At 45.8% G+C, this 22,249-nt stretch carries 18 protein-coding genes; 11 read left to right on the forward strand and 7 right to left on the reverse strand.

Annotated elements, in window-relative coordinates:
• Nucleotides 1-229: 229 nt before the first annotated feature.
• From FTV08_RS04415 to FTV08_RS04425, 3 genes are all read left to right on the forward strand, one after another.
• Nucleotides 230-1,423: an MFS transporter gene (locus tag FTV08_RS04415; protein ID WP_180086751.1), complete on the forward strand. Its 1,194-nt coding sequence runs from the start codon at nucleotides 230-232 to the stop codon at nucleotides 1,421-1,423.
• Between the two features lie 222 nt (nucleotides 1,424-1,645).
• Nucleotides 1,646-4,054 (forward strand): YgiQ family radical SAM protein, encoded by a 2,409-nt coding sequence (locus tag FTV08_RS04420; protein ID WP_180086752.1) that lies wholly within the window; start codon nucleotides 1,646-1,648, stop codon nucleotides 4,052-4,054.
• 398 nt (nucleotides 4,055-4,452) lie between these two features.
• Nucleotides 4,453-5,001, forward strand: a complete 549-nt coding sequence (locus FTV08_RS04425; protein ID WP_004732580.1) for a DUF2726 domain-containing protein — start codon at nucleotides 4,453-4,455, stop codon at nucleotides 4,999-5,001.
• A 54-nt stretch (nucleotides 5,002-5,055) separates the two neighbouring features.
• Here the strand turns inward: FTV08_RS04425 and FTV08_RS04430 are convergent, their stop codons facing one another.
• Complete coding sequence (locus tag FTV08_RS04430) at nucleotides 5,056-5,412, reverse strand: RidA family protein (protein ID WP_004644882.1); 357 nt, start codon at nucleotides 5,410-5,412, stop codon at nucleotides 5,056-5,058.
• The gene (gene shiA / locus FTV08_RS04435) at nucleotides 5,402-6,712 is read right to left on the reverse strand and encodes a shikimate transporter (protein ID WP_180086753.1); all 1,311 of its coding nucleotides are present in this window, start codon (nucleotides 6,710-6,712) and stop codon (nucleotides 5,402-5,404) included. The genes FTV08_RS04430 and shiA overlap by 11 nt, the downstream gene beginning before the upstream one ends.
• Nucleotides 6,713-6,727: 15 nt before the next feature.
• On the opposite strand from shiA, the gene FTV08_RS16200 reads away from it, so the two are divergent.
• On the forward strand, nucleotides 6,728-6,856 hold the full coding sequence (locus tag FTV08_RS16200) for a hypothetical protein (RefSeq protein WP_004644884.1): 129 nt from the start codon (nucleotides 6,728-6,730) through the stop codon (nucleotides 6,854-6,856).
• 78 nt (nucleotides 6,857-6,934) lie between these two features.
• Here FTV08_RS16200 and dinB read toward each other — a convergent pair whose 3' ends face one another.
• From dinB to mdtD, 4 genes are all read right to left on the reverse strand, one after another.
• On the reverse strand, nucleotides 6,935-7,990 hold the full coding sequence (dinB, locus tag FTV08_RS04440) for a DNA polymerase IV (RefSeq protein ID WP_004281020.1): 1,056 nt from the start codon (nucleotides 7,988-7,990) through the stop codon (nucleotides 6,935-6,937).
• Between the two features lie 20 nt (nucleotides 7,991-8,010).
• Entirely contained in the window at nucleotides 8,011-9,027 is a 1,017-nt protein-coding gene (locus FTV08_RS04445; RefSeq protein ID WP_180086754.1) for an MBL fold metallo-hydrolase, read from the reverse strand.
• A gap of 57 nt (nucleotides 9,028-9,084) precedes the next feature.
• Complete coding sequence (locus FTV08_RS04450; RefSeq protein ID WP_180086755.1) at nucleotides 9,085-9,864, reverse strand: GH25 family lysozyme; 780 nt, start codon at nucleotides 9,862-9,864, stop codon at nucleotides 9,085-9,087.
• Nucleotides 9,865-9,930: 66 nt separating this feature from the next.
• Complete coding sequence (mdtD, locus tag FTV08_RS04455; protein WP_180086756.1) at nucleotides 9,931-11,322, reverse strand: multidrug transporter subunit MdtD; 1,392 nt, start codon at nucleotides 11,320-11,322, stop codon at nucleotides 9,931-9,933.
• 211 nt (nucleotides 11,323-11,533) lie between these two features.
• On the opposite strand from mdtD, the gene FTV08_RS04460 reads away from it, so the two are divergent.
• On the forward strand, nucleotides 11,534-13,318 hold the full coding sequence (locus FTV08_RS04460) for a choice-of-anchor I family protein (protein ID WP_180086869.1): 1,785 nt from the start codon (nucleotides 11,534-11,536) through the stop codon (nucleotides 13,316-13,318).
• A 155-nt stretch (nucleotides 13,319-13,473) separates the two neighbouring features.
• Nucleotides 13,474-14,448, forward strand: a complete 975-nt coding sequence (locus FTV08_RS04465; RefSeq protein WP_004281025.1) for a hypothetical protein — start codon at nucleotides 13,474-13,476, stop codon at nucleotides 14,446-14,448.
• A 65-nt stretch (nucleotides 14,449-14,513) separates the two neighbouring features.
• On the opposite strand, the gene FTV08_RS04470 is transcribed toward FTV08_RS04465, so the two are convergent.
• Nucleotides 14,514-15,134, reverse strand: coding sequence for a TIGR00730 family Rossman fold protein (locus tag FTV08_RS04470; RefSeq protein ID WP_004281026.1), 621 nt, complete (start codon nucleotides 15,132-15,134; stop codon nucleotides 14,514-14,516).
• Between the two features lie 332 nt (nucleotides 15,135-15,466).
• Here FTV08_RS04470 and FTV08_RS04475 point away from each other — a divergent pair, with 332 nt between their 5' ends.
• From FTV08_RS04475 to parC, 5 genes are all read left to right on the forward strand, one after another.
• Complete coding sequence (locus FTV08_RS04475; protein WP_044108960.1) at nucleotides 15,467-17,041, forward strand: TerC family protein; 1,575 nt, start codon at nucleotides 15,467-15,469, stop codon at nucleotides 17,039-17,041.
• 73 nt (nucleotides 17,042-17,114) lie between these two features.
• Nucleotides 17,115-17,579: a YchJ family protein gene (locus tag FTV08_RS04480; protein ID WP_044108961.1), complete on the forward strand. Its 465-nt coding sequence runs from the start codon at nucleotides 17,115-17,117 to the stop codon at nucleotides 17,577-17,579.
• 61 nt (nucleotides 17,580-17,640) lie between these two features.
• Nucleotides 17,641-18,285, forward strand: coding sequence for a trimeric intracellular cation channel family protein (locus FTV08_RS04485; RefSeq protein ID WP_004644893.1), 645 nt, complete (start codon nucleotides 17,641-17,643; stop codon nucleotides 18,283-18,285).
• 129 nt (nucleotides 18,286-18,414) lie between these two features.
• Entirely contained in the window at nucleotides 18,415-19,734 is a 1,320-nt protein-coding gene (locus FTV08_RS04490; protein ID WP_180086757.1) for an MFS transporter, read from the forward strand.
• A 165-nt stretch (nucleotides 19,735-19,899) separates the two neighbouring features.
• Nucleotides 19,900-22,119 (forward strand): DNA topoisomerase IV subunit A, encoded by a 2,220-nt coding sequence (gene parC / locus FTV08_RS04495; RefSeq protein WP_180086758.1) that lies wholly within the window; start codon nucleotides 19,900-19,902, stop codon nucleotides 22,117-22,119.
• Nucleotides 22,120-22,249 lie beyond the last annotated feature (130 nt).

Below are 22,249 nucleotides of genomic sequence, written 5' to 3' on the forward strand. Positions count from 1 at the left end.
CCGAACTCAGAAGTGAAACCTCTTAGCGCTGATGGTAGTGTGGGGTTACCCATGTGAGAGTAAGTCATCGCCAGCTCATTATTCCAAAATCCCCCTCCGCCAAGGCAGAGGGGGATTTTTTTATGCGCGGAATTTAGTCAAATAAATGTTATTTATGTGCTATTTCGACTGAAACATCACATAAAAATAAAATTGAGAGGCGTATACTGAACCGGTCTATGGAGCGGATATGTCCTCAAATTCATCTTCAAGCCATATTGAATATGGCTCTTCTGCTTTTAAAGCAGTGCTCTTTTCCTTATTTCTTGCTGGCTTTGCCATTTTTTCATCACTGTATTGCGTACAGCCCATGATGCCGATTCTGGCTGATTATTTCCAGGTCAGCCCGACTCAAAGCAGTTTCCCTTTATCTTTTTCTACCATTGCCTTGGCAGTTGGTCTTATTTTTACTGGGCTGATCTCGGACCGATTTGGTCGTAAGCCGATTATGGTCTGGTCTCTATTTTCAGTCTCAGTATTATTACTATTAAGTGCAATATTGCCGATCTGGTCCGTGTTTCTGACCACACGAGTAATGATTGGATTGACAGTCAGTGGTGTCGCTGCGGTCGCGATGACTTATATCGGAGAAGAAATTGCAGAAAAAGATATCGGTTTTGCCATGGGTTTATATATTTCTGGCACAGCGATAGGTGGTATGGGCGGACGTTTAATTGCCGGAGTTTTAGTTGATTTTATCTCCTGGCAATCTGCCACTTTGATTATCGGTATTTTAAATCTTTGTATCGCTGGATTATTTTTCTATTTTTTGCCCGCTTCGCAACATTTTAAAGCCTATCCAATCAAGCTGAATCGTTTTAAAAACTCATTTAGGCAGAATTTTGCTGATCCGAAACTTCGGGTTTTATTCCTGCAAGGTTTTATCTTGATGGGCTGCTTTGTCTCGGTATTTAATTATCTGAATTATCGCTTGATCCAGGCGCCATTTGAATTATCTCATGTTTGGATTGGCTTGATTTCAATTACTTATTTGGCTGGTATTTATAGCTCCCCTCGAGCAGCACATTGGGGACGGCATTATGGAAAATTCAGAATATTGGCAGCCATGATCCTGATGATGCTTGTGGGCTTGGCGCTGATGCTGATCAATCAGTTGATTATTGTTTTTATCGGATTGCTGATTTTCACTTTTTCTTTCTTTGCTGCCCATTCGACTGCCAGTAGCTGGGTGTCGATCCAGTCGTTACAGTATCGGGCAGTTGGTTCGTCGCTGTATTTATTTTGCTATTACCTAGGTTCAAGTGTGTTGGGGAGCTCAAGCGGATTGGTGTGGGAAAATTATGGCTGGATAGGATTAACTGTGTTTATTGCCGCGTTATTACTGACGGGTTTGTCATTCAGTTTAAAACTCCGTTCAAATTAGAGATTATTTCCAAGCTTTCCTCCTCATAAATAGAATCAATTTCTTTTTTGAAATATTTAAACTTTAGATTCAAATGACAAAGAGAGCGTGATTCAGTTAGTCTCTGATTTTGTATAAATTATAATCAAGCAAGCTAGACCTAATTCGTGGTAAAATAATCGGCTTTCATCTTTGATCTTATTTTTAGATCTCCTATCATCTGCCAGCCGAGAATTGCTAGCCATGTCTACTGCTTATACCATGCAGACTGCGCCAAAAGCGTTGTTTGATTACGACAAATATTGGGCGTCTTGTTTTGACCCTGCGCCATTTTTGCCGATGTCACGCGAGGAAATGGATCAACTCGGCTGGGACAGCTGTGATTTTATTTTGGTGTGTGGTGATGCTTATATCGATCATCCATCTTTCTGTTCAGGCATTATTGGTCGTACGCTAGAAGCACAAGGCTTCCGTGTCGGTATTATTGCACAGCCAGACTGGACCAGCGTGGATGCGTTCCGCGTTTTAGGTAAACCGAATATTGCCTGGGGTGTGACTGCAGGGAATATGGATTCCATGATCAACCGTTATACGGCTGACCGTAAAATCCGTTCTGATGATGCCTATTCACCAGACAATCAGCCAAACAAACGTCCAGATCGTGCGGCAACCGTGTATTGCCAGCGTGTCCGTGAAGCTTATCCGGATGTACCGGTATTATTGGGCGGTATTGAAGCATCATTACGTCGTATTGCGCATTATGACTACTGGTCAGACAAAGTGCGTCGTTCGGTGTTGATGGATTCAAAAGCCGATCTTTTGATGTACGGTAATGGTGAGCGTTCAATCACTGAAATCATGCATCGCTTGGCGCGTGGTGAAAAAATCCAAGAGATTACCGATGTTCGTGGTACAGCGTTTATTGTGAATAAACACAACCGCCCATCGAAAGCCAAATTTGTTGAAATCGCATCGAATGATGTCGATGCCATTGGCCGTGTTGATCCAATTATTAACCCGTATGTCATGACTGAAGATATCGATGGTTGTGAGATTGAACAAGGGAAGGATTCTAGCCAGTATCAAGGTTTCCAAAAAGAACATGTCGCCAATCCGATTGTGCGAGCAGGGGATGACCTAGATCCTGATACGCAAATTGTGCAACTGCAACCGGCTTCTAAAGCGATTAAACATAAGTTACCGCCGCGTGAATTGGCCGTAATCCGTTTGCCTGCTTTTGAAGAAGTTGCTGCAGATCCAGTGCTTTATGCACATGCCAACCGTATTCTGCATCTGGAAACCAATCCGGGAAATGCGCGTGCTATGGTACAAAAGCATGGTGAACGTGATGTCTGGTTGAATGCACCGCCAATTCCGTTGACTACCGAAGAAATGGATTACGTGTTTGACCTGCCTTATGCACGTCTGCCGCACCCTGCTTATGGCAATGCACGTTTCCCGGCATTCGACATGATCAAGTTCTCTGTGAATATCATGCGTGGTTGTTTCGGTGGTTGTACTTTCTGTTCAATCACAGAGCATGAAGGTCGTATTATTCAGAACCGTTCTGAAGAATCAATTTTGCGTGAAGTAGAAAAAATCCGTGATACCGCACCGGGCTTCACGGGTATTATCTCGGACTTGGGTGGCCCAACAGCCAACATGTACCGTTTGGCCTGTAAAGATCCTGAGATTGAAAAGAACTGTCGTAAACCGTCATGTGTATTCCCGGGCGTGTGCCAAAACCTGCATACCGACCATGCGCCATTGACGCAGTTATACCGTAAAGCGCGCTCTTTACCAGGCATTAAAAAGATTCTGATTGGTTCAGGCCTACGTTATGACCTGGCGGTTTTAAACCCTGAATATGTCAAAGAACTTGTAACCCATCATGTGGGTGGTTACTTGAAGATTGCGCCTGAACATACCGAAAAAGGCCCACTCAATAAAATGATGAAGCCGGGTATTGGGACGTATGACCGCTTCAAGCAAATGTTTGATCGTTATAGTAAGGAAGCAGGCAAGGAACAATACTTAATTCCTTACTTCATCGCGGCGCATCCGGGAACTACCGATTACGACATGATGAATTTGGCGATTTGGTTGAAGAAGAATGGTTTCCGTGCCGATCAGGTACAGACCTTCTATCCTTCACCAATGGCGACTGCAACTACCATGTACTACACTGGTAAAAACCCGCTGGCGAAAGTGGCGCGTTATACTGAAAATGTCGACATTGTGAAAGGTGAGAAGCGTCGTCGTTTGCACAAAGCTTTCTTGCGTTATCATGATTCAAACAACTGGCCGTTATTGCGTGAAGCCCTGAAAGAAATGGGTCGTCAGGATTTGATTGGTAACTCGAAACAGCATTTGATTCCGACTTATCAGCCTGTAGGCAGTGCAGACGGTCAGTATCAATCGGCGCGTAAGAAAAACTCGACGGTTGCCGGTGATTCGCAAAAACGTACTGGTGAGCAAGGGAATCGTAGCAAGGCTGCACAAGCTCAGTCTCGTCCTTCAAATACCAAGAAGCGTCCTGAACGTGGGCAAATTCTGACCCAGCACACAGGTTTGCCGCCGCGTGAAACAGGCGATGCCAAAAAACCGTTTGGTGGGCCAAAGCCTAAAGCGAAGCCCAAATCACGTGCATAATTAATTTAATAAAAAGACACTTCGGTGTCTTTTTTTAGCTCTTGGGTAAAGTAACGTAGCCTGAGCTTGTCAGTTGAAAGTGTAAAAGAATATATTATTTGAATTAAATTCTTTAAAAAAGTGATATAAAAATAACACTTTGTCGGAATTGTCCTACAGTTGGGCAGATATGTATTGCGGTCAATTCCATGGATGTTTTAGAGTGCATTATCAGTACTTTAAATCCACTTTCATTGGCATCTAGAGAGATGTCACTTTAGGTAACACAGAATCGAGTTTTGATACCAGTTGTATGGGTATTTAAACAGATTGGTTGTTATATCTATTTAAAATAAAGCGTGGGTTTATACTGCACAACAATAAAACAAAAATGATTATAAGAATTCAAGGATTTAGGCATGACCACCTATATTATGATTGGGAGTTTCCTGCTCTTCTGTGTCGTGCTCATGGCATGGAAAAAGCTCGGAAATAATTCCAAACCACAAGACAGTGCGTTAAAGCAACGTGCTATTTTTAACCTGAATGAGCAATTGACCTTCACCCGTTTGAGGGAAGTATTACCTGAATACATCATTTTGGCACATGTTTCCTATGATGCCTTAATGACGACTAAATTTAACCGGACTCGACATAAGTACCGCAACCTGACTGCAGATTTTGTAATTCTGGATCAGCAGCACCAGATTCTAGCCGTGGTGGGAGTAGATGACCCATTAATTTTGAAGCGTCCCCAGCAGACGGGTTTTCAGGATGCATTACTAACCATGGCAGGTTATCGGGTAATTCGTTACGATGATGTGCCGGAATATTATCAGTTGCGCCAGGACTTCTTGCAGGAGCAAGCGCAAATGCAGAAAATGCCCAAATATACAGTTAGCAATGATCTGAAAAAATATTATTTATATTCGGATTTAGAGCGTAGTAAAATCAAAGCAGTCGGTTAAAACAAAAAAGCATGCCAGAAGCATGCTTTTTTTATGAATATCGATCTTGAAACATTATTCTGGTTTAACCGCCACGACGGTCAGTTCGACCAATACCCGTGGATCATAGAGTTTTGCTTCTACACAGGTACGAGGCAGCGCTTCGATATCAGCGACCCAGGCATCCCAGACTTCATTGAAGGCTGCATAATCCTTCTCAATATCTTTCAAATAGATGGTTACCGACATGATGTGACTTTTGTCTGTGCCGGCATCTGCCAGAAACTGGTCAATAGTATCTAAAGTCTGTTGGGTTTGCCCTTTAATATCCAGTTCAACATCTGTGGCCAGCTGGCCGGCAAGATGCACCAGATTACCGGCAATAGCAATTTCCGAAAAGCGTTTCGATACGTGTAAACGTTCAACTGTCATGTTGTTCATCCTGAGTTTTGGGCATCAGGGCTGCGACCAGTGCAGTCAGCAGACAACCCACCGCCAGATAGATGGCTACATAATGCCATGAACCATCCGCCCAAATCACCAGTGCCGCTGCAATAAATGGGGTAAAACCACCCCCAATGATGCTCGCCACCTGATAGCCAACTCCGGCACCGCTGTAGCGGTATTCTGTGCCAAACAGGGAGGTGAAAATCGGTTGATGGACACTGACCACCATATCGTGTGCGACGTTCGCCAGTAAAATTGCCCCGACAATGATCATCCAGGTGTTTTGTGCATCGAGCGCCATAAAAAATGGAAAGGCTGAAAGCGCACCAATCAAACCGCCCCAGACACACATTTTCTGATGATTGAATTTATCCGCCAGCCAAGCAAAAAATGGAATACTGAAACAGCTAATTACCCCGACCATCAGCGTGATATTCAGGAAGAACTGTTTGTCCATGCCTAGGTTGCTGGTGGAATAGTTCAGGGCGAAATTGGTGACCAGATACATGGTCAGCAATTCAGTCAAACGTAAGGCAATAATATAAAAGAAAGCTTTTGGATGTTTGCTGATCGCCTGCAAGATCGGCAGTTTTTCTGGTTGATGATCAGCTTTCACCACCTTTTCCACAAACTCTTGCGATTCATCCTGATCACGTCGGATCCACATCGCTACAGCTAACAGTACGATGCTGGCCAGAAAGGGAATACGCCATGCCCAGTCCGCAAAAGCCTGTTCGCCTAGGGTCGCAATAATAATGGAGACTGCACCAGTGGCCAATACCAGGCCAACACCATAGCCGACCTGAACCCCGCTGCTATAAAAGGCTTTTTTACCCTTGGGTGCATTTTCAACTGCCATCAGAGCTGCGCCGCCCCATTCACCACCCACGGCAAAGCCTTGCAAGGCACGGCAAAACACCAACAGCACCGGAGCCCACCAGCCAATTGCTTCAAAATTTGGCAGCAGACCAATCCCGACCGTGGAAATTCCCATCAGGATTACCGTAAGTACCAGCATTTTTTTACGGCCGAGCTTGTCACCAAAGTGACCAAATACCACACCACCTAAAGGACGAAACAGGAAGCCGACCCCAAAGGTGGCCAGAGCCGCAAGGGTACCCATGTTCTCGCCAATACTGGGGAAAAACTGATCTTTAAAAATTAAGGCTGCAACAATGCCATAAAGGAGAAAATCATACCAATCGACAACAGCACCAACAAAACTAGACAGCGCAGCTTTACGTGCGCGTTGTTCTTGAACAACAGAAGAATTTACAGAAGACATGCAGGAGGGGATTCCATGAGTTACATCAGAGTTGCCCTGCAATATTCGGATTTGATCGTCACGCTAATCACAGGACATCATGCTGAAAGTAAAGGTGATTTTCAGCATCTCGGCACATACATGGATAATGCATTGCGCAGATAGAGTACTCTAAAAAATCAAAATGTAAAAACAAAGTTGCCGTATTTTTAAACTGATGCCTAAAACATGATCAAAAAAGGTTTAGAGTAGCAATAACTGGGTTTCAGTTTCGGGGACGCTGAGCTGATACACGCCGACGCCGATCAGCCGAAATTGCATCTGCGGAGCAATATGCAGGTCGTCGAGCAGTAAGTCCAAGGCTTGGGCTAATTCCTGTGGGCTACGCAGCACCTGTTTAAAACTTTTACTGTGTTGCATCACCTGAAAATTCTTGAGTTTTAATTTGACCGTAACGCCGCGAGCAGAAAGCTGTTTCTTTTGCAGGCTTTGCCATACTTGTCCAAGTAAAGGCTCCCAATAGGGGCGACATTGGTTCAGATGCAGGTCATCATCAAAAGTGGTTTCTTTGGAAATTTGCTGGCGTTCCCGTTCTACTTCGACCGGTCGTTCATCAATACCTTGAGCGTACAAAAACAGCCGCCGGCCATATTTGCCAAAATGTTGAATCAGTAAGGCTTCATCAATTTGCTGTAAATCGCCTAAAGTTTCTAGATTCAGACTTTTCAGTTTTTCCTGAGTGACTTTTCCCACGCCGGGAATTTTTTTCAGCGGCAGATCCTGGATAAAACGCTGTACCTGCGAAGGTTTAATTACACAGATGCCATTCGGTTTGTGCCAGTCCGAAGCAATTTTAGCGAGAAATTTATTGGGTGCCACACCGGCAGAAGCAGTCAGTCCGGTCGCTTGAAAAATATCCTCGCGAATCCGCATGGCGACTTCGGTGGCACTGGGAATCTGCTGTAAATTCTCCGTGACATCCAGAAAGGCTTCATCCAGAGACAGTGGTTCAATCAGGGAAGTATATTGTTGGAAGATCTGATGAATCTGTGCCGATACCTGCCGGTATTTGGCAAAATCTGGCTCAATCACGATAACTTGAGGACATAGTTTGCGCGCCTGCCCCATGGACATGGCAGATCGCAGGCCATAAACTCGTGCCGGGTAGGAGGCAGCCGCGACCACCGCCCGAGGATGATGCGAGGCTATCACCACAGGTAAGTCTTTCAATTCTGGACGTTCACGCAGCTCAACCGAGGCATAAAACGCATCCATATCAATATGAATAATTTTGCGCATGTTCGCTATCTTAAGGGGCTTTAATCGGATTGGGAAGCGAAGGCTGCGTTGAGTAAATAGGGTTGCGGTCCGCTGAGCAGAATGACTTTGGTCCCTTGTGTCTCGGCAGCCTGAATCAGAAGTTGCAAACTTTTTGGAGTGTCATCGGCAAGACGGGGTAAAAATTGCAGTGGCTGCTTTAAAGGCTGAAAAAAATCATCCCAATGCACCGGAATCACTACTTTGGGCTTGAGCATGTTCAGGGTTTCAGTCAGATATTGCTGCTGATAGTCACTGGATTGTCTGGAGAGCTGGGCAATACCTAAAAATAAAGTATCGACCTGTAGGTTTTTAAATTGATCCGGGATAAATCCGGTACTGGTCTTGACCAGAATTTTATGTCCCGCATGCTCAATCAGGTAATCGAAACTGCCACCTTCTTTAAATTCGGAAAATTTAGCCGGAAGAGTTAAAGGCCGCAGCAGCTCTTCGCCTAAATCATCATTTATCGCTATGGGCGGGGTATGTTGTGAGGGAATTGCCGTGGTCTGGAAATGTCCCCATTGCTGTACTTGCCCAGGCTTAATCGGCTGTAATTGCTGTGGAGTAACTTTGGGATTTGCCCGGGCGATATTCAGGGTGCTCGGCGAACCGACCACAGCAGTTTCGGGAAGCATCTCTAGTAAAGCCGGGACATCCAGAACATGATCATAATGAGAATGACTGACCAGAATGGCTTGGGTTCGGCTCAATTCATGGCATTGTACCAGTTGTTCTAAGAGCAGCTTATCACTTTGAATAGGTCGAGTAATTACTTGCCGCAAAGATGGCCGGCTAAAGAAACCATCGATCAGGATCTGATCGTGGCCATCATCGAGTAACAGGGTGGACACACCAAAAAAATTGACTGTAAGCCCGTGAACGGATATACCGGTTTGCGGCTGCCACGCTTTAAAGTCACTAACCTTGCCCGAAGCTTGCAACAGATAAGCCAGCATACCCGCGATGAGTAGGAGTAGAATCACCAGACCGAGTAAAATGCCTTTTATCCATTTCAATCTTTTTATTTCCTTGTTGTTTTTTTTTATCAAGAACTTGTTTTCAAACGATCAGCTTTATCTCGCTTGATTCTCAGATGAAGGTATTACAATCTCATTCTTCTTGAGAAAATCATCCCATTGCTGTTCTGAGCCATAAAAAACATTCAGGTCTACTGGTGTGGTAATGCCGGAAATTTTACCCTGACTGGTATGTTGCCAAAACATCCATTTAGGCTGGTTTTTTAGATCAGGCAGACCCTTGTACTCACGTACCCAGAGCGGTACATCAGGAAAATATCCTGTCAGTACAATATTATAAAAAGCTTTAGAAATATAGAAAATCGGCTGCTTGCCATAATGCTTTTTCAGGACATCATGCATCACCTGAATTTCGTTTAAAAGCTGCTCTTTAGAATAGGTATTGATACAGTTGCTGTCATATTCCAAATCAATCACTGGCGGTAAGGCATCCGGTTTATTGGGGACGGAGTCAATAAAGTTCTGGGCCTGAATGCTGCCATCGCGGCAGAGGCGGTAGAAATGATAGGCACCGACCAGAAAGCCGCGTTCCCGGGCCTTGAGCCAGTTTTCCTGAAATTTGGTATCTTTAAAGTCGCCGCCTTCAGTGGCTTTCAGATAAACAAATCGGTATTTTTCAGGCGAAATCTGCTGCCACTGAATCTCTTTTTGATGATGCGATACATCAAAACCCTGGATTGGGTAATCGGCCGCATGGGCAGAGGGTGCTTTCATCAGGCAGGGATAGACCATGGCGCTAGCGATCACAGTGATCAGCACGCCAAGCCCAATCAAGAGCGATTTATGAACTCTGTTCGGAGCCTGATTTTTTTGCATTTCCAGTCCTTGCCTATATGTGATTTAGGCTAAAACTTACAATCAGCCCAAAGTGAATAGATCGCATCAAACCGGGGTATTTCTAGGAATATGCCAGAAAATATAGGCTGCAATAATATTGATACAGCCTAAACAGATCAGTGACATATGAAAAGCAGCCACCAGATTGTCAGCGCCGTAATAGGCACTCAGCATGTTCACCAGTGTTCCTGCCAGTGCCACCCCGATACTCATCGACAGCATCATGATCATCGACAGGAAACTGTTGCCGCTACTGGCATCCTGCTGGCTTAAGTCCTTTAAGGTCAGGGTATTCATCGACACGAATTGCAGTGAATTTAAAATGCCGAAGATAAAGAAATGAATCGCACGGAGCCAGATTGGGGTTTCCGCCGTGGTCAGGGCAAAACTGGCAATACACAGACCCACCAGCAAAGTATTGACCAGCAAGACCCGACGATAGCCAAAACGCTGAATGATGTTGCGGATAATCGGTTTGGAGGCCAGCGAACCGAGCACAGTCGGAATCATCAATAAACCGGTAATAAAGGGTTCGAAACCGAATGCGACTTGCAACATCAGCGGCAATAAAAACGGAATCGAGTTGCCGCCGAGACGGGCAAAGAAATTACCCAAAATGCCAATCGCATAAATTTTATTTTTAAACAACTGGCTGCGAAACAGCGCGTTGCTATGCGTATGTGAATGATAGGCATAAATCAGGGTGGCCAATAAACCGGCCAGAATCAGGCTGAGGCTCCACCACAGCGAGTTGTGTGGACTGGCAAAATTTTCAATTCCGAGACAGAGGCCCACCATGGCCACGACCAGCAAGATAAAGCCCCAATAATCAAAATGGGCGACTGTAGGTTCAAGTACATTCGGCATGGCCTTAAAGGTAATCAGTGCGCCCAGCAAGCCAATCGGCAGATTGATCAGGAAAATCCAGTGCCAGGACAGATATTCGACCATCCAGCCACCTAGGGTCGGGCCAATCAACGGACCAATCAGACCGGCCAGACTCATCAGACTCATGGCGGCCAGAAATTGGGTACGGGGAATGATCTTCAGCATCGCCAAACGGCCGACCGGCAGCAATAATGCACCACCGATCCCTTGAAAGATCCGGTACACCAATAATTCATTCAGGCTACTTGACCAGGCACAGCCCAAAGAGGCCAAAGAGAAAATAATAATCGCAGCAAAATAGGTATTTCTGACCCCGAACCGGTCTGCCAGCCAGCCACTTAAGGGAATGCAGGCCGCCACAGACAGCACATAAGCCACGACCACACTGTGCATGCGTAGCGGATCTTCCTGCAAATTTTGGGCAATTGCAGGTAAGGCGGTATTAATAATGGTGGTATCCAGCCCCTGCATGAAAAAGCCAATCGAGACCAACAAGACCAGCAGTCTAAACTCGGGATCTAAGGCTTGATGCGTAGGCGTGGCATTCATAATTCTGGAAAACTGAAAATTTTGAATAGTTTAAAGGAATCAGCCGAGTCTGTCGTATATAAAGCGTTTCAACTTTTATAGCAGTGTTGTGTCAAGGAACTGCAACCGATCTGTCATGGCACTGCAATGCTCTGGTTATAAATTGGTCACGAATTCTTCATGATAGATCAACAAAAAAATGAAATTAAAATTAAAGTCTTTGATAGTGGCCATGCTGGCTGTGGGGATGGTGGCATGTGGAAGTGAGAATGAAAATGAAACACCGGTTCCAATCGTCGAGGCTACACCGAACTCGATCGAGTTAAGCAAATTAGCTGCTTATGAATCGGGTATGTTTGCGCAAAGTGCAGCAGAAATTCCGGCCTTTGATGCCGAGAGTCAACGCCTATTCGTGGTCAATGCCAAAGAAGGCGTATTGGATGTACTGGATTTAAGTCGACCTGATCAGCCGAAAAAAATAACATCTATCACGGTCGATGACATTGCGCCAGAGGCTGAGGTCAACAGTGTCGCGGTGCACAATGGCGTTGTCGCCATTGCGATTCAGGCTGCTGTGAAAACCGATCCTGGCTATGTTGCTTTATATCAGGCCAAAGACTTGACCAAGCTGGCCCACGTACAGGTGGGTGCTTTGCCGGACATGCTGACTTTCACACCGGATGGTCAAAGCTTGTTGGTGGCCAATGAAGGCGAGCCTTCTGATGATTATCAGGTTGACCCTGAAGGTTCAGTGTCTGTCATTAGTCTGGCCAATTTAAAAGCCCCGATCGTTCGTACAGCAGACTTTAAGTCCTTTAATGGACGGGAAGCAGCATTGCGTGAACAGGGCATCCGCATTTTCGGACCAAAGGCGAGTGCTGCACAGGATTTTGAACCTGAGTACATTACTGTTTCAAAAGATGGAAAAACCGCCTGGGTTACCTTACAGGAAAACAATGCCTTGGCCAAAATTGATGTGGCTTCTGCCAAAGTACTCGCTGTTTATCCATTTGGCTTTAAAGATCATGGCATAAATGGTCATGGCATGGATGTCAGCGATGCGGATGGTGTCGACGGTAAAGGCAAAATCAATATTCAAACTTGGGCCAATGTCCGTGGCTTATATATGCCAGATGCGATTGCAAGTTTCGAGGTCGCGGGCAAAACCTATATTGTGTCTGCCAATGAAGGCGATGCCCGTGCCTGGGGTGAAAACAATCCCGCATATTTCAATAACGATATCAGCCAGGGCTTTGTAGAAGAATGGCGGGTGAAACACTTAGTCCATGCCAAAGGTTTTGACCGCCGTCTGGGTGATGATTTGCCAGCTCATCTTCGTGTATTGGCCAAAGGAGCAGAACTCAATCCGAATAATTTTGCGTATTGTGGCGCGGTGGCAGGGGATGCCAAAGACTGCCGTGAAGATCATCTGCTGGGCCGTTTAAATATTACGTGGACTGAAGGCTATCAAAAAAATGCCGATGGTACAGCCAAACTGAATGAACGGGGCAATCTGGTCTATGATCATTTATATAGCTTTGGTACACGCTCGGTCAGTATCTGGGTGGAAAATGATCAACAGACCGGTTTAGAACTGGTATGGGATTCGGGTGATCAGTTTGAGCAGTATATTGCCAAACATCATCCTGAGATTTTCAACTTTAATCATGAAGAAGCCGGACTGGATAATCGCAGTGACAATAAAGGGCCGGAACCTGAAGGGGTGACCTTGGGGCAGATTGGTCAAAAAACCTTTGCCTTTATTGGGCTGGAGCGTGTCGGTGGCATCATGGTCTATGATGTGTCTACACCTGCATCACCAGTCTTCGTGCAATATATCAATTCACGTGATTTTAAAGCGACCACAGAGCAGATTGAAATAGGACAAGCCGGTGATTTAGGACCGGAAGGTTTGGTATTTATTCCGGCCAAAGACTCCCCGAATAAGAAACTCCTCCTGGTGGTCGGCCATGAAGTTAGTGGCAGTACCACGATTTATCAAGTAAATCTCAAGTAAAACCAAAAGCTTTTAGATTCAGGGCACTTCGGTGCTCTTTTTTGTAAGGTGACCGTATATATGACAGTCTTGTCATTAAAATGAAATAAAACCGTCATAATCTTGGGCCAACTTTTCAGCAGTGCTGAAATCTCCTCGCGTATAGGTTTGTTTTTATGACAATCGAGATTTTGATGGTGATCGGCTTCTGTTTGGCCGCTTACTCTATTGTCGGAAATGATGTACCTCAAACCTTAGGGACATTTATTTCTTCGAATTCACATCGCCCATGGTGGGTATTGTGGATTTATATCAGCTCAATTTTAATTGTCGTATTGGTCTATGGTTGGTATGCATCTGGGGTGGGTGATGCCTCATACGGTCGTTTAGAAACGATTCCTTTCCCTGAAGGTGGCATTACCTGGCTGTACATTGTGCCGCCAATTCTGCTGTTGATGCTGACCAAATACGGGATTCCAGTCAGTACCACTTTCCTGGTGCTTACGATTTTCTCTCCCGCCAGCTTAGGCTCGATGATGGTCAAATCGATGATGGGCTATGCGGTGGCCTTTGTAGTGGCGATTGTCATCTATCGTTTTGTGGTCAAGCAGCTGGCACGCCATTTTGCCAAGACACGTCATCAGGAACACTCCAAGGTCTGGATGGGCTTGCAATGGGTCTCTACCGGTTTCCTGTGGAGCCAATGGCTGATTCAGGATCTGGCTAACATCTTCGTGTATGTGCCGCGTCAGGTACCGTTTGAATTCCTGATGTTTGCGATTGCGGTATTCGTAGTGTTGCTGGGCGTGATTCTGTATCAACGTGGTGGGGCCATCCAGAAAATTGTCGATACCAAAACCGGTGTGACCGACATTCGTGCTGCGACGATTATCGACTTCCTGTATGCCATTATCCTGTTGATCTTCAAAGAGTGGAGCAATATTCCAATGAGTACCACTTGGGTATTCCTGGGATTACTTGCAGGTCGTGAATTTGCCATGTCGATGATTCTGGATGAAGTCAATAAACATCGTACGTCACGCAATGTCAGTGCAGATGCCATGAAACTGATGTTCGGTCTGGCTATGTCGGTCATTCTGGCAACGACTTTGCCGATGTTTTATGAGTTTGTGACGAATTATGGTCAATAAGACCTGATATTAAAAATCCAATAAAAAAGCGAGCCAGGTGCTCGCTTTTTTATTGCTTGAGAAGCTTAGACTACAAATCTTTGCGGATGGCCTAAATTGGTTAAAGTCGTATAAATTTCTTCTTCGTGTTCACAAATGATCAGTTTGGCACGATGCTGTGGCGGTAAAAAACCATCTTCAACGGCGCGGTCCAGCTGCGCAATCAAGGCATCATAGAAGCCATTCACGTTATAGAGCATCATCGGTTTCTGGTGCTGGTTTAGCTGACCCCAAGTGGCAATTTCCAGAATTTCCTCAAACGTGCCCAGTCCACCCGGTAATGCCACAAAGGCACAGGCCCGCTCGGCCATCATAGCCTTGCGTTGATGCATGCTGGTCACCACATGTAATTCGGTGAGCTGGTTATGGGCAATTTCATAATCCAGCATAAATTCAGGAATCACCCCTACAGCTTCACCGCCATGCTGGATCATGGCATCCGCGACCTGTCCCATCAATCCAATACTGGCGCCACCGTAAACCAGCCCGAAACCATGTTCTGCCAGTCCTTGCGAGAGATGAATGGCTTTTTCTAAATAAACTGGTTTGTTGCCTGCACGTGAACCACAATAGAGAGCCACTAGAGGGCGTGTTGTTTTTGGGGAGTTTTCTTTAAAATAATCTGTCATTTGAATTACGCTTTGCATTTATTTTCTTCACCTTATCATTTTTCTTTCTTGTGACTATAGCTTAATTAATAAATATGACAATTCTGTGTGCGGCTACATTTTCACTGCAATAGGGCTCAGCAAAATTCATCGATAAACAGCTATGAAAACAGGTGAATTTCAAATTGATCTTGATATACTGAAAATTGGTTTCACAACAATAGAACGACGATGGGTAGTGGTAGTTGGCCGTTTAACTTTATAAATCTACGCCAAATAATTGATCTTATTCAATATAAAAAATTCTGTTTTACTGTGTCACAGCGTCAGGTGATTCCATGCTGCAGTCCTGAGCTTCAGGAGCCAAGCGTATGATCTTTGAATGGATGTCAGACCCTTCAGCCTGGGTCGGTTTACTCACGTTAATTGTTCTTGAGATTGTACTCGGGATCGACAATCTGGTTTTCATTGCTATTTTGGCGGAGAAACTGCCACCAGAACAACGTAATACGGCGCGGATTGTCGGCTTGATGCTGGCCCTGCTGATGCGTTTGATCTTACTGGCCTCGATTGCCTGGGTAGTGACCCTCACTGATCCACTATTCCACATCTTTGATCATGCTTTCTCGGGCCGCGATCTGATTCTATTGTTTGGTGGGGTGTTCCTGCTGTTTAAAGGCACCATGGAACTGCATGAGCGTCTGGAAGCCAAACCCGTCATCAAAGAAGAAAATCCGGTCCATGCGGTATTCTGGATGGTGATTGTCCAGATCGTGGTGCTGGACGCCGTATTCTCATTAGACAGCGTGATTACTGCGGTTGGTATGGTCAAAGACCTGTCAGTGATGATGATTGCCGTGATTATTGCCATCGGGATTATGCTCTGGGCATCCAAAGCTCTGATGGATTTCGTCAACAGACATCCGACCGTGGTGATTCTGTGTCTGGGCTTCCTGATGATGATCGGCTTCTCGCTGGTGGTCGAAGGCTTCGGTTTCCATATTCCGAAAGGTTACCTGTATGCTGCAATTGGCTTCTCGGTGATTGTCGAATTTATTAACCAGACCATGAAACGCAATCAGGAAAAAATGGTGACCACCACCGACATGCGCTACCGTACTGCTTCAGCAGTGATGCGCATGCTCGGCGGCAAACCTGCTCAGGACAATGATTCTTCTGAGCCGGAAGATGTTCTGGCGACACGTGCCTTTGCCGATGAAGTCTTTAATGATGACAATGGCATCTATCATAGTGTCATGGTGCAGGGGGTACTGGGTCTGTCTGAACGTCCGGTCAAGTCGGTAATGACGCCACGTCCTGAACTGGAATGGATTGATCTGGACAATGACGCTGACAGTATCAAAGAACAGTTATTGCAGATGAGCCACTCGCGTCTGATTATCGCCCGGGGTGAACTGGATAATATTGCCGGTGTGGTACTGACCCATAAAGTCCTCAATGAATACATTGAAACCGGGGTGCTGGATTTTGAAAAGCACTTACGTGAACCGGTGATTGTGCATGAAAATGCCCAGGTCTTGATGGTGATGGAACAGTTGCGTCAGGCTCCATTGCAGATGGCAATTGTCCTGAATGAATATGGTTCAATTGAAGGGATTGCCACCCCAATTGATATTCTTGAAGCAATTGCCGGTGAATTCCCGGATGAAGATGAGCTGCAAGCTGCTGCAGAAAGTCTGGAAGATGGCAGCCTGATTCTGGATGGTTCGACCGACATCCGTCATGTTTCCTTATTGCTGGATCGTGATCTGGTCAATGAAACTGAAGAATATTCCACCCTGTCCGGTTATGTATTATTCCATATGGCACGTTTACCGCATAGTGGTGAAAAATTTGAAGCAGATGGACATATCTTTGAAGTGGTCACCATGGACGGCCATAAGATCGATAAAGTGCATATCATTCCGCTTCCTGTACAGGAATAGACTATAGCGAAGGTTCGGACGCAAAAATTTGCTAAAATAGCCCGCATTGTCGGGCTATTTTTATGGAACTGAAATGTCAGAAGCATGTCCATGTGGACAAGGTGAATATCACAGCTGTTGTCAGCCCTTACATGCAGGACAACGGGTCGCAGAGACTGCGCAGCAACTCATGCGTTCCCGTTATAGTGCCTTCGCGAAGCATGAAATCGATTACATCAAAACCACCACCGCGCTGGGTCAGCAACAGGCACTGGACCTGCAGGCGATTAGCGATTGGAGCAAAGCCAATCATTGGTTAAAGCTTGAGATAGTTCAAGCCGATGAAAAATTAGATAAAAATCATGCATTGGTTGAGTTCAAGGCTCATTATCATGATGGTAAGCAGGCACAGATACATCATGAAGTTTCACATTTTGTGAAGCTGGAAGGTCGCTGGTATTTCCTGGATCCGACCACGGATCAGACCCTCGGCATGAAACAGCCCTGTATTTGTGGTTCAGGTAAAAAATTTAAGCAATGTTGTGCCGGATTCTTATAACTTTCACACAGATTTAGCTTAGAATAGCCGCCATCTCAAAGCCTCAGGTGGAAGCAGGGCGATGTTACTGACCGTCATCTATATTATTGCAATTACCGCTGAAGCCATGACCGGGGCACTGTCCGCTGGCCGGCGCAGCATGGACTGGTTTGGCGTGATGATTATTGCCTGTGTTACTGCACTGGGTGGTGGTTCGGTCCGCGATGTTCTGCTCGGACATTATCCCCTGACCTGGGTCAAACATCCCGAATATCTGGTGCTGACCTGTTGCGCAGCCTTCGTCACTATCCTGATTGCCAAATGGATGCGACAGTTACGTAATGTCTTCCTGGTGCTGGATGCCTTGGGCCTGATTGGCTTTACCATTATTGGCTGTCAGATTGCCCTGGAAATGGGACATGGTTTTGTGGTCAGCGCCGTTGCGGGTGTCTTGACCGGTGTGTCTGGCGGGATTTTGCGTGACATTTTATGTAATGACGTGCCGCTGGTGTTCCGCCGTGAACTGTATGCCAGTATTGCCTTTGTTTCAGTGATCTTTTACTGGCTCTGTAGCCACTACGGCTTGTCGCAGGATCTGACCATTTTGTCTACCCTGATTTTTGGTTTTAGCTTACGTCTAATCGCCATCTATTTTGGTCTGGAAATGCCAAAATTCATTTATAAAGATGATGATGAGCACTCGGCATCTTCCAAAGACGAATCTTGATTTTTAAATGTATAAAGTGCGGCAATAAAAATAGCCGCATTCAGCTCAATTCGTAGTATAAAAAATATAAAGCAGCCCACCTGTTGAGAAAGCAGCATCTCCCGTTCCACCTGATCAGAGATTTTTGTTATGGATTTAGTTTCTCGCATACAACGCTTACCGATTGGTAGGTTTCACTACACCTTGCTGGTGGTGGTTGGACTGGGCTGGATGTTTGATGCGATGGATACCGGATTGATTTCCTTTATCCTGGCAAAAATGGCTGAAGACTGGCAGATGACTGCCGATCAAAAAAGCTGGGTGGTGTCGATCGGTTTTGTCGGCATGGCGATCGGGGCGATTTGTTCAGGTGGCCTGGCAGACCGTTTTGGCCGTAAAACAGTCTTTGCTGCGACCCTGGTCATTTATAGCCTGGCCACTGCAGCTTGTGCTTTTGCACCGGATCTGACCTGGCTGCTGGTATTCCGTTTTATCGTCGGTTTGGGCTTGGGTGGTCAGCTACCCGTGGCCGTAACGCTGGTCAGTGAATATATTCCTGCGCATGTACGTGGCCGTTTTATTGTCTTGCTGGAAAGTTTTTGGGGGCTGGGCTGGCTGGTCGCGGCGCTAGTATCGCGCTTTATCATTCCAGATTTTGGCTGGCAAACCGCTTTCATGATTGGTGGCCTGCCTGCGCTGTATGCCATTGTAATCTGGAAAATGGTACCGGAATCTATTCCATTCCTGATTAACCGTGGTCGTATAGAGGAAGCTTCGGCACTGGTCAAAAAGATTGAGCGTCAATGTGGCGTTCAAGTCTATGAAATTTTTGAAGTGAAACCCGTTGCAGAGAAGCAGAATATTTCATTTTCCCAGTTATGGTCGGGTATTTTTGCACGCCGTACGCTTATGCTCTGGCTGATCTGGTTCGGTATTATTTTCTCTTATTATGGCATTTTTACCTGGTTACCAAGTTTACTGGTCAAAGAAGGTTATAGCATTGTCCAGTCATTTGAATATGTGCTGATTATGATTCTGGCGCAGTTGCCCGGTTATCTGGTGGCGGCATGGCTGGTCGAAAAACTCGGTCGTAAGCCGACTTTGGCCGGCTTTATTGGCATGTGCGCGATTTCTGCCTATTTCTTTGGTCAGTCGGGTAGTGTTACTGAAATCGTGATTTGGGGCTGTCTGATGTCCTTCTTTAATCTGGGTGCCTGGGGCGTACTCTATACTTATACCCCGGAACAATATCCGACCAATATCCGTGCCTTTGGTTCAGGCTGGGCCGGGGCTGTTGGCCGGATTGGCGGTATCGCGGCACCTTTTGCCGTAACACACCTGATGGGTATGCCGAATGGTTTCAGCTATGTCTTCACCATGTTTACTGCGGTTCTGGTCGCTGTCGCGATTGTGATTCTGGTCCTGGGTGAAGAAACCAAAGGCAAGACCCTGGAATCGATGGGCTTATAAAGGGAATGATTTTTTAGTTGCTTAGGGCCTATAAAGTGGATATTTTTAGGCCATAAGACACAAATTGTCGCGCTGAACGATTTGATGCCCTTGTGTCATCTACAGCCACGACTTAGCATAAGAAACATTGATACAAAAACGAATTATTTAGGACTATAGGTTGTTATGACAAGCCTTGCGCATCATGCGACAGAAAACCGCTCCGTAGCAGAATTTACTGAACAAGCTTATCTGAATTACGCCATGTACGTGATTATGGATCGGGCACTCCCTCATATTAGTGATGGCCTGAAACCGGTACAGCGCCGGATTGTCTATGCTATGAGTGAGCTGGGCCTGAAATGGACCAGCAAACCGAAGAAATCGGCACGTACGGTCGGTGATGTACTCGGTAAATACCATCCGCATGGTGACTCGGCCTGCTATGAAGCCATGGTGCTGATGGCACAGCCATTCAGTTACCGCTATCCGTTTATTGAGGGACAGGGCAACTGGGGTTCACCGGATGATCCGAAGTCTTTCGCAGCGATGCGTTATACCGAAGCCAAGCTTTCCCAGTACAGCGAACTGTTATTGTCTGAATTGGGACAGGGCACCTGTGAATGGCAGGACAACTTTGACGGTTCGATGAAAGAACCGGTGAACTTACCGGCACGTGTACCGAATATCCTGCTAAATGGTACCACTGGCATTGCAGTCGGTATGGCCACTGACATTCCGCCACACAACCTGCGTGAAGTAGTTAAAGGTACGATTGCGCTGATTCGTAATCCGAACCTGACCGATGAAAAAATCGCAGAATATATTCCTGCGCCAGATTTGCCGACCAAAGCCGAAATTATTACCCCGCCTGCTGAACTGTTAAAAATTCAAACCACAGGTCGTGGCAGCTACCGCATGCGTGCGGTCTATAGCGTCGATAAAAACGAAATTATCATTACCGAACTGCCTTATCAGGTGTCAGGTTCCAAAATTATCACCCAGATTGCCGATCAGATGCAGGCCAAAAAACTGCCATTGGTCAGCGATGTACGGGATGAATCGGATCATGCCAATCCAACCCGTTTAGTGATTGTTCTGCGTTCGAATCGTATTGATGCCGAATCGGTGATGAGTCACTTGTTTGCTACGACCGATCTGGAATCAAGCTACCGCGTCAACATGAACATGATTGGTGCGGATGGTCGTCCACAGGTGAAATCGATTCGTCGTATTTTGCTGGAATGGATTGAGATCCGTAAAACCACGGTAACGCGTCGTCTGCAATATCATCTGAACAAGATCGAAAAACGCCTGCATATTCTTGGTGGTCTGATCATTGCTTATCTAAATATTGACGAAGTGATTCAGATTATTCGTGAAGAAGATCAGCCCAAGCCGGTACTGATGCAGCGTTTTAATATTGACGAGATTCAGGCCGAAGCGATTCTGGAACTGAAATTGCGTCATTTGGCCAAGCTTGAAGAAATGGAAATGCGCCGCGAACAGGAAGAGCTGGAAGCGAAAGCAGCAGTGATTCGTGAACAACTGGCCAATCCGGAATCTTTAAAAAACCTGATCATTGCTGAACTGAAAGACGACGCCAAGAAATTTGGTGATGATCGCCGTTCGCCAATCGTACAGCGTGCCGAAGCTGCTGCAATCAATGAAACTGAAATGTTGCCGGCCGATCCGGTGACGGTGGTGTTATCAGAAGCTGGCTGGATTCGCTGTGCCAAAGGTCATGAAGTCGATGCAGAAAATCTGAATTTCCGTGCGGGTGATCAGTACTTGAGTCATGCACAGGGCAAATCCAATCAACGCGTTTATGTATTAGATGACACTGGCCGTAGCTATGCCTTGGCCATCAACACATTGCCATCCGCACGTGGTCTCGGTGAGCCGCTCAGTTCAAAACTGTCTCCTGGCAGTGGGGTGGGTTTTAAACAGGTTCTGGTGGCAGAGGATGAAACTGAAATTCTAGCGGCAAGTAATAAAGGTTATGGTTTTAAAACCCAGGCCAAGCAGCTGGATACCAGTGCCAAAGCGGGGAAAGCTTTCCTGAATTTATCTGAAGGGGCAGAGGTCATGAACCTGCAGCCACTCGATGATGCCACGCATGTTGCACTGCTCAGTTCAGCAGGACGCCTGTTGATTGTCGATTTAGCAGAATTACCTGTATTGAACAAAGGTAAAGGAAATAAATTGATACAACTTGAAGATAGTGATCAAATTTTGTCCATGACAATATTGAAGCTTGATGAAATAATTCAAGTGCTTGCAGGACAACAGCAGTTAAAATTAAAAGGGGATGATTTGCGCAAATATATCGGTAAGCGCGGTGCAAAAGGACAGCTTTTACCACGCGGATATCAAAAAGCAAATAAACTGTTGATTCAAAGATAAGACTAGCATCCATCCTGCGAAATACGTTATATATGAACAACGATTCAACAAGATGGATGCAATATTACACATATACAAGTCTAAAAATGGCGTGTGATATTGAAAAAAACAGTTGAAATACTAAGGATTA

This window comes from Acinetobacter sp. YH12226 (genome assembly GCF_013417805.1).
Lineage (GTDB): Bacteria > Pseudomonadota > Gammaproteobacteria > Pseudomonadales > Moraxellaceae > Acinetobacter.

Excerpts from the sequence above, each read along its gene's own strand:
- FTV08_RS04450 (WP_180086755.1), bottom strand. The coding sequence starts at position 9,864 with ATGCAAAAAAATCAGGCTCCGAACAGAGTTCATAAATCGCTCTTGATT.
- shiA (WP_180086753.1), bottom strand. The coding sequence starts at position 6,712 with ATGTCTTCTGTAAATTCTTCTGTTGTTCAAGAACAACGCGCACGTAAA.
- FTV08_RS04415 (WP_180086751.1), top strand. The coding sequence starts at position 230 with ATGTCCTCAAATTCATCTTCAAGCCATATTGAATATGGCTCTTCTGCT.
- FTV08_RS04465 (WP_004281025.1), top strand. The coding sequence starts at position 13,474 with ATGACAATCGAGATTTTGATGGTGATCGGCTTCTGTTTGGCCGCTTAC.
- FTV08_RS16200 (WP_004644884.1), top strand. The coding sequence starts at position 6,728 with ATGAGTTACATCAGAGTTGCCCTGCAATATTCGGATTTGATCGTCACG.
- FTV08_RS04485 (WP_004644893.1), top strand. The coding sequence starts at position 17,641 with ATGTTACTGACCGTCATCTATATTATTGCAATTACCGCTGAAGCCATG.
- FTV08_RS04490 (WP_180086757.1), top strand. The coding sequence starts at position 18,415 with ATGGATTTAGTTTCTCGCATACAACGCTTACCGATTGGTAGGTTTCAC.
- FTV08_RS04420 (WP_180086752.1), top strand. The coding sequence starts at position 1,646 with ATGTCTACTGCTTATACCATGCAGACTGCGCCAAAAGCGTTGTTTGAT.
- FTV08_RS04480 (WP_044108961.1), top strand. The coding sequence starts at position 17,115 with ATGTCAGAAGCATGTCCATGTGGACAAGGTGAATATCACAGCTGTTGT.
- FTV08_RS04475 (WP_044108960.1), top strand. The coding sequence starts at position 15,467 with ATGATCTTTGAATGGATGTCAGACCCTTCAGCCTGGGTCGGTTTACTC.
- parC (WP_180086758.1), top strand. The coding sequence starts at position 19,900 with ATGACAAGCCTTGCGCATCATGCGACAGAAAACCGCTCCGTAGCAGAA.
- mdtD (WP_180086756.1), bottom strand. The coding sequence starts at position 11,322 with ATGAATGCCACGCCTACGCATCAAGCCTTAGATCCCGAGTTTAGACTG.
- FTV08_RS04430 (WP_004644882.1), bottom strand. The coding sequence starts at position 5,412 with ATGACAGTTGAACGTTTACACGTATCGAAACGCTTTTCGGAAATTGCT.
- dinB (WP_004281020.1), bottom strand. The coding sequence starts at position 7,990 with ATGCGCAAAATTATTCATATTGATATGGATGCGTTTTATGCCTCGGTT.
- FTV08_RS04425 (WP_004732580.1), top strand. The coding sequence starts at position 4,453 with ATGACCACCTATATTATGATTGGGAGTTTCCTGCTCTTCTGTGTCGTG.
- FTV08_RS04470 (WP_004281026.1), bottom strand. The coding sequence starts at position 15,134 with ATGCAAAGCGTAATTCAAATGACAGATTATTTTAAAGAAAACTCCCCA.
- FTV08_RS04460 (WP_180086869.1), top strand. The coding sequence starts at position 11,534 with ATGCTGGCTGTGGGGATGGTGGCATGTGGAAGTGAGAATGAAAATGAA.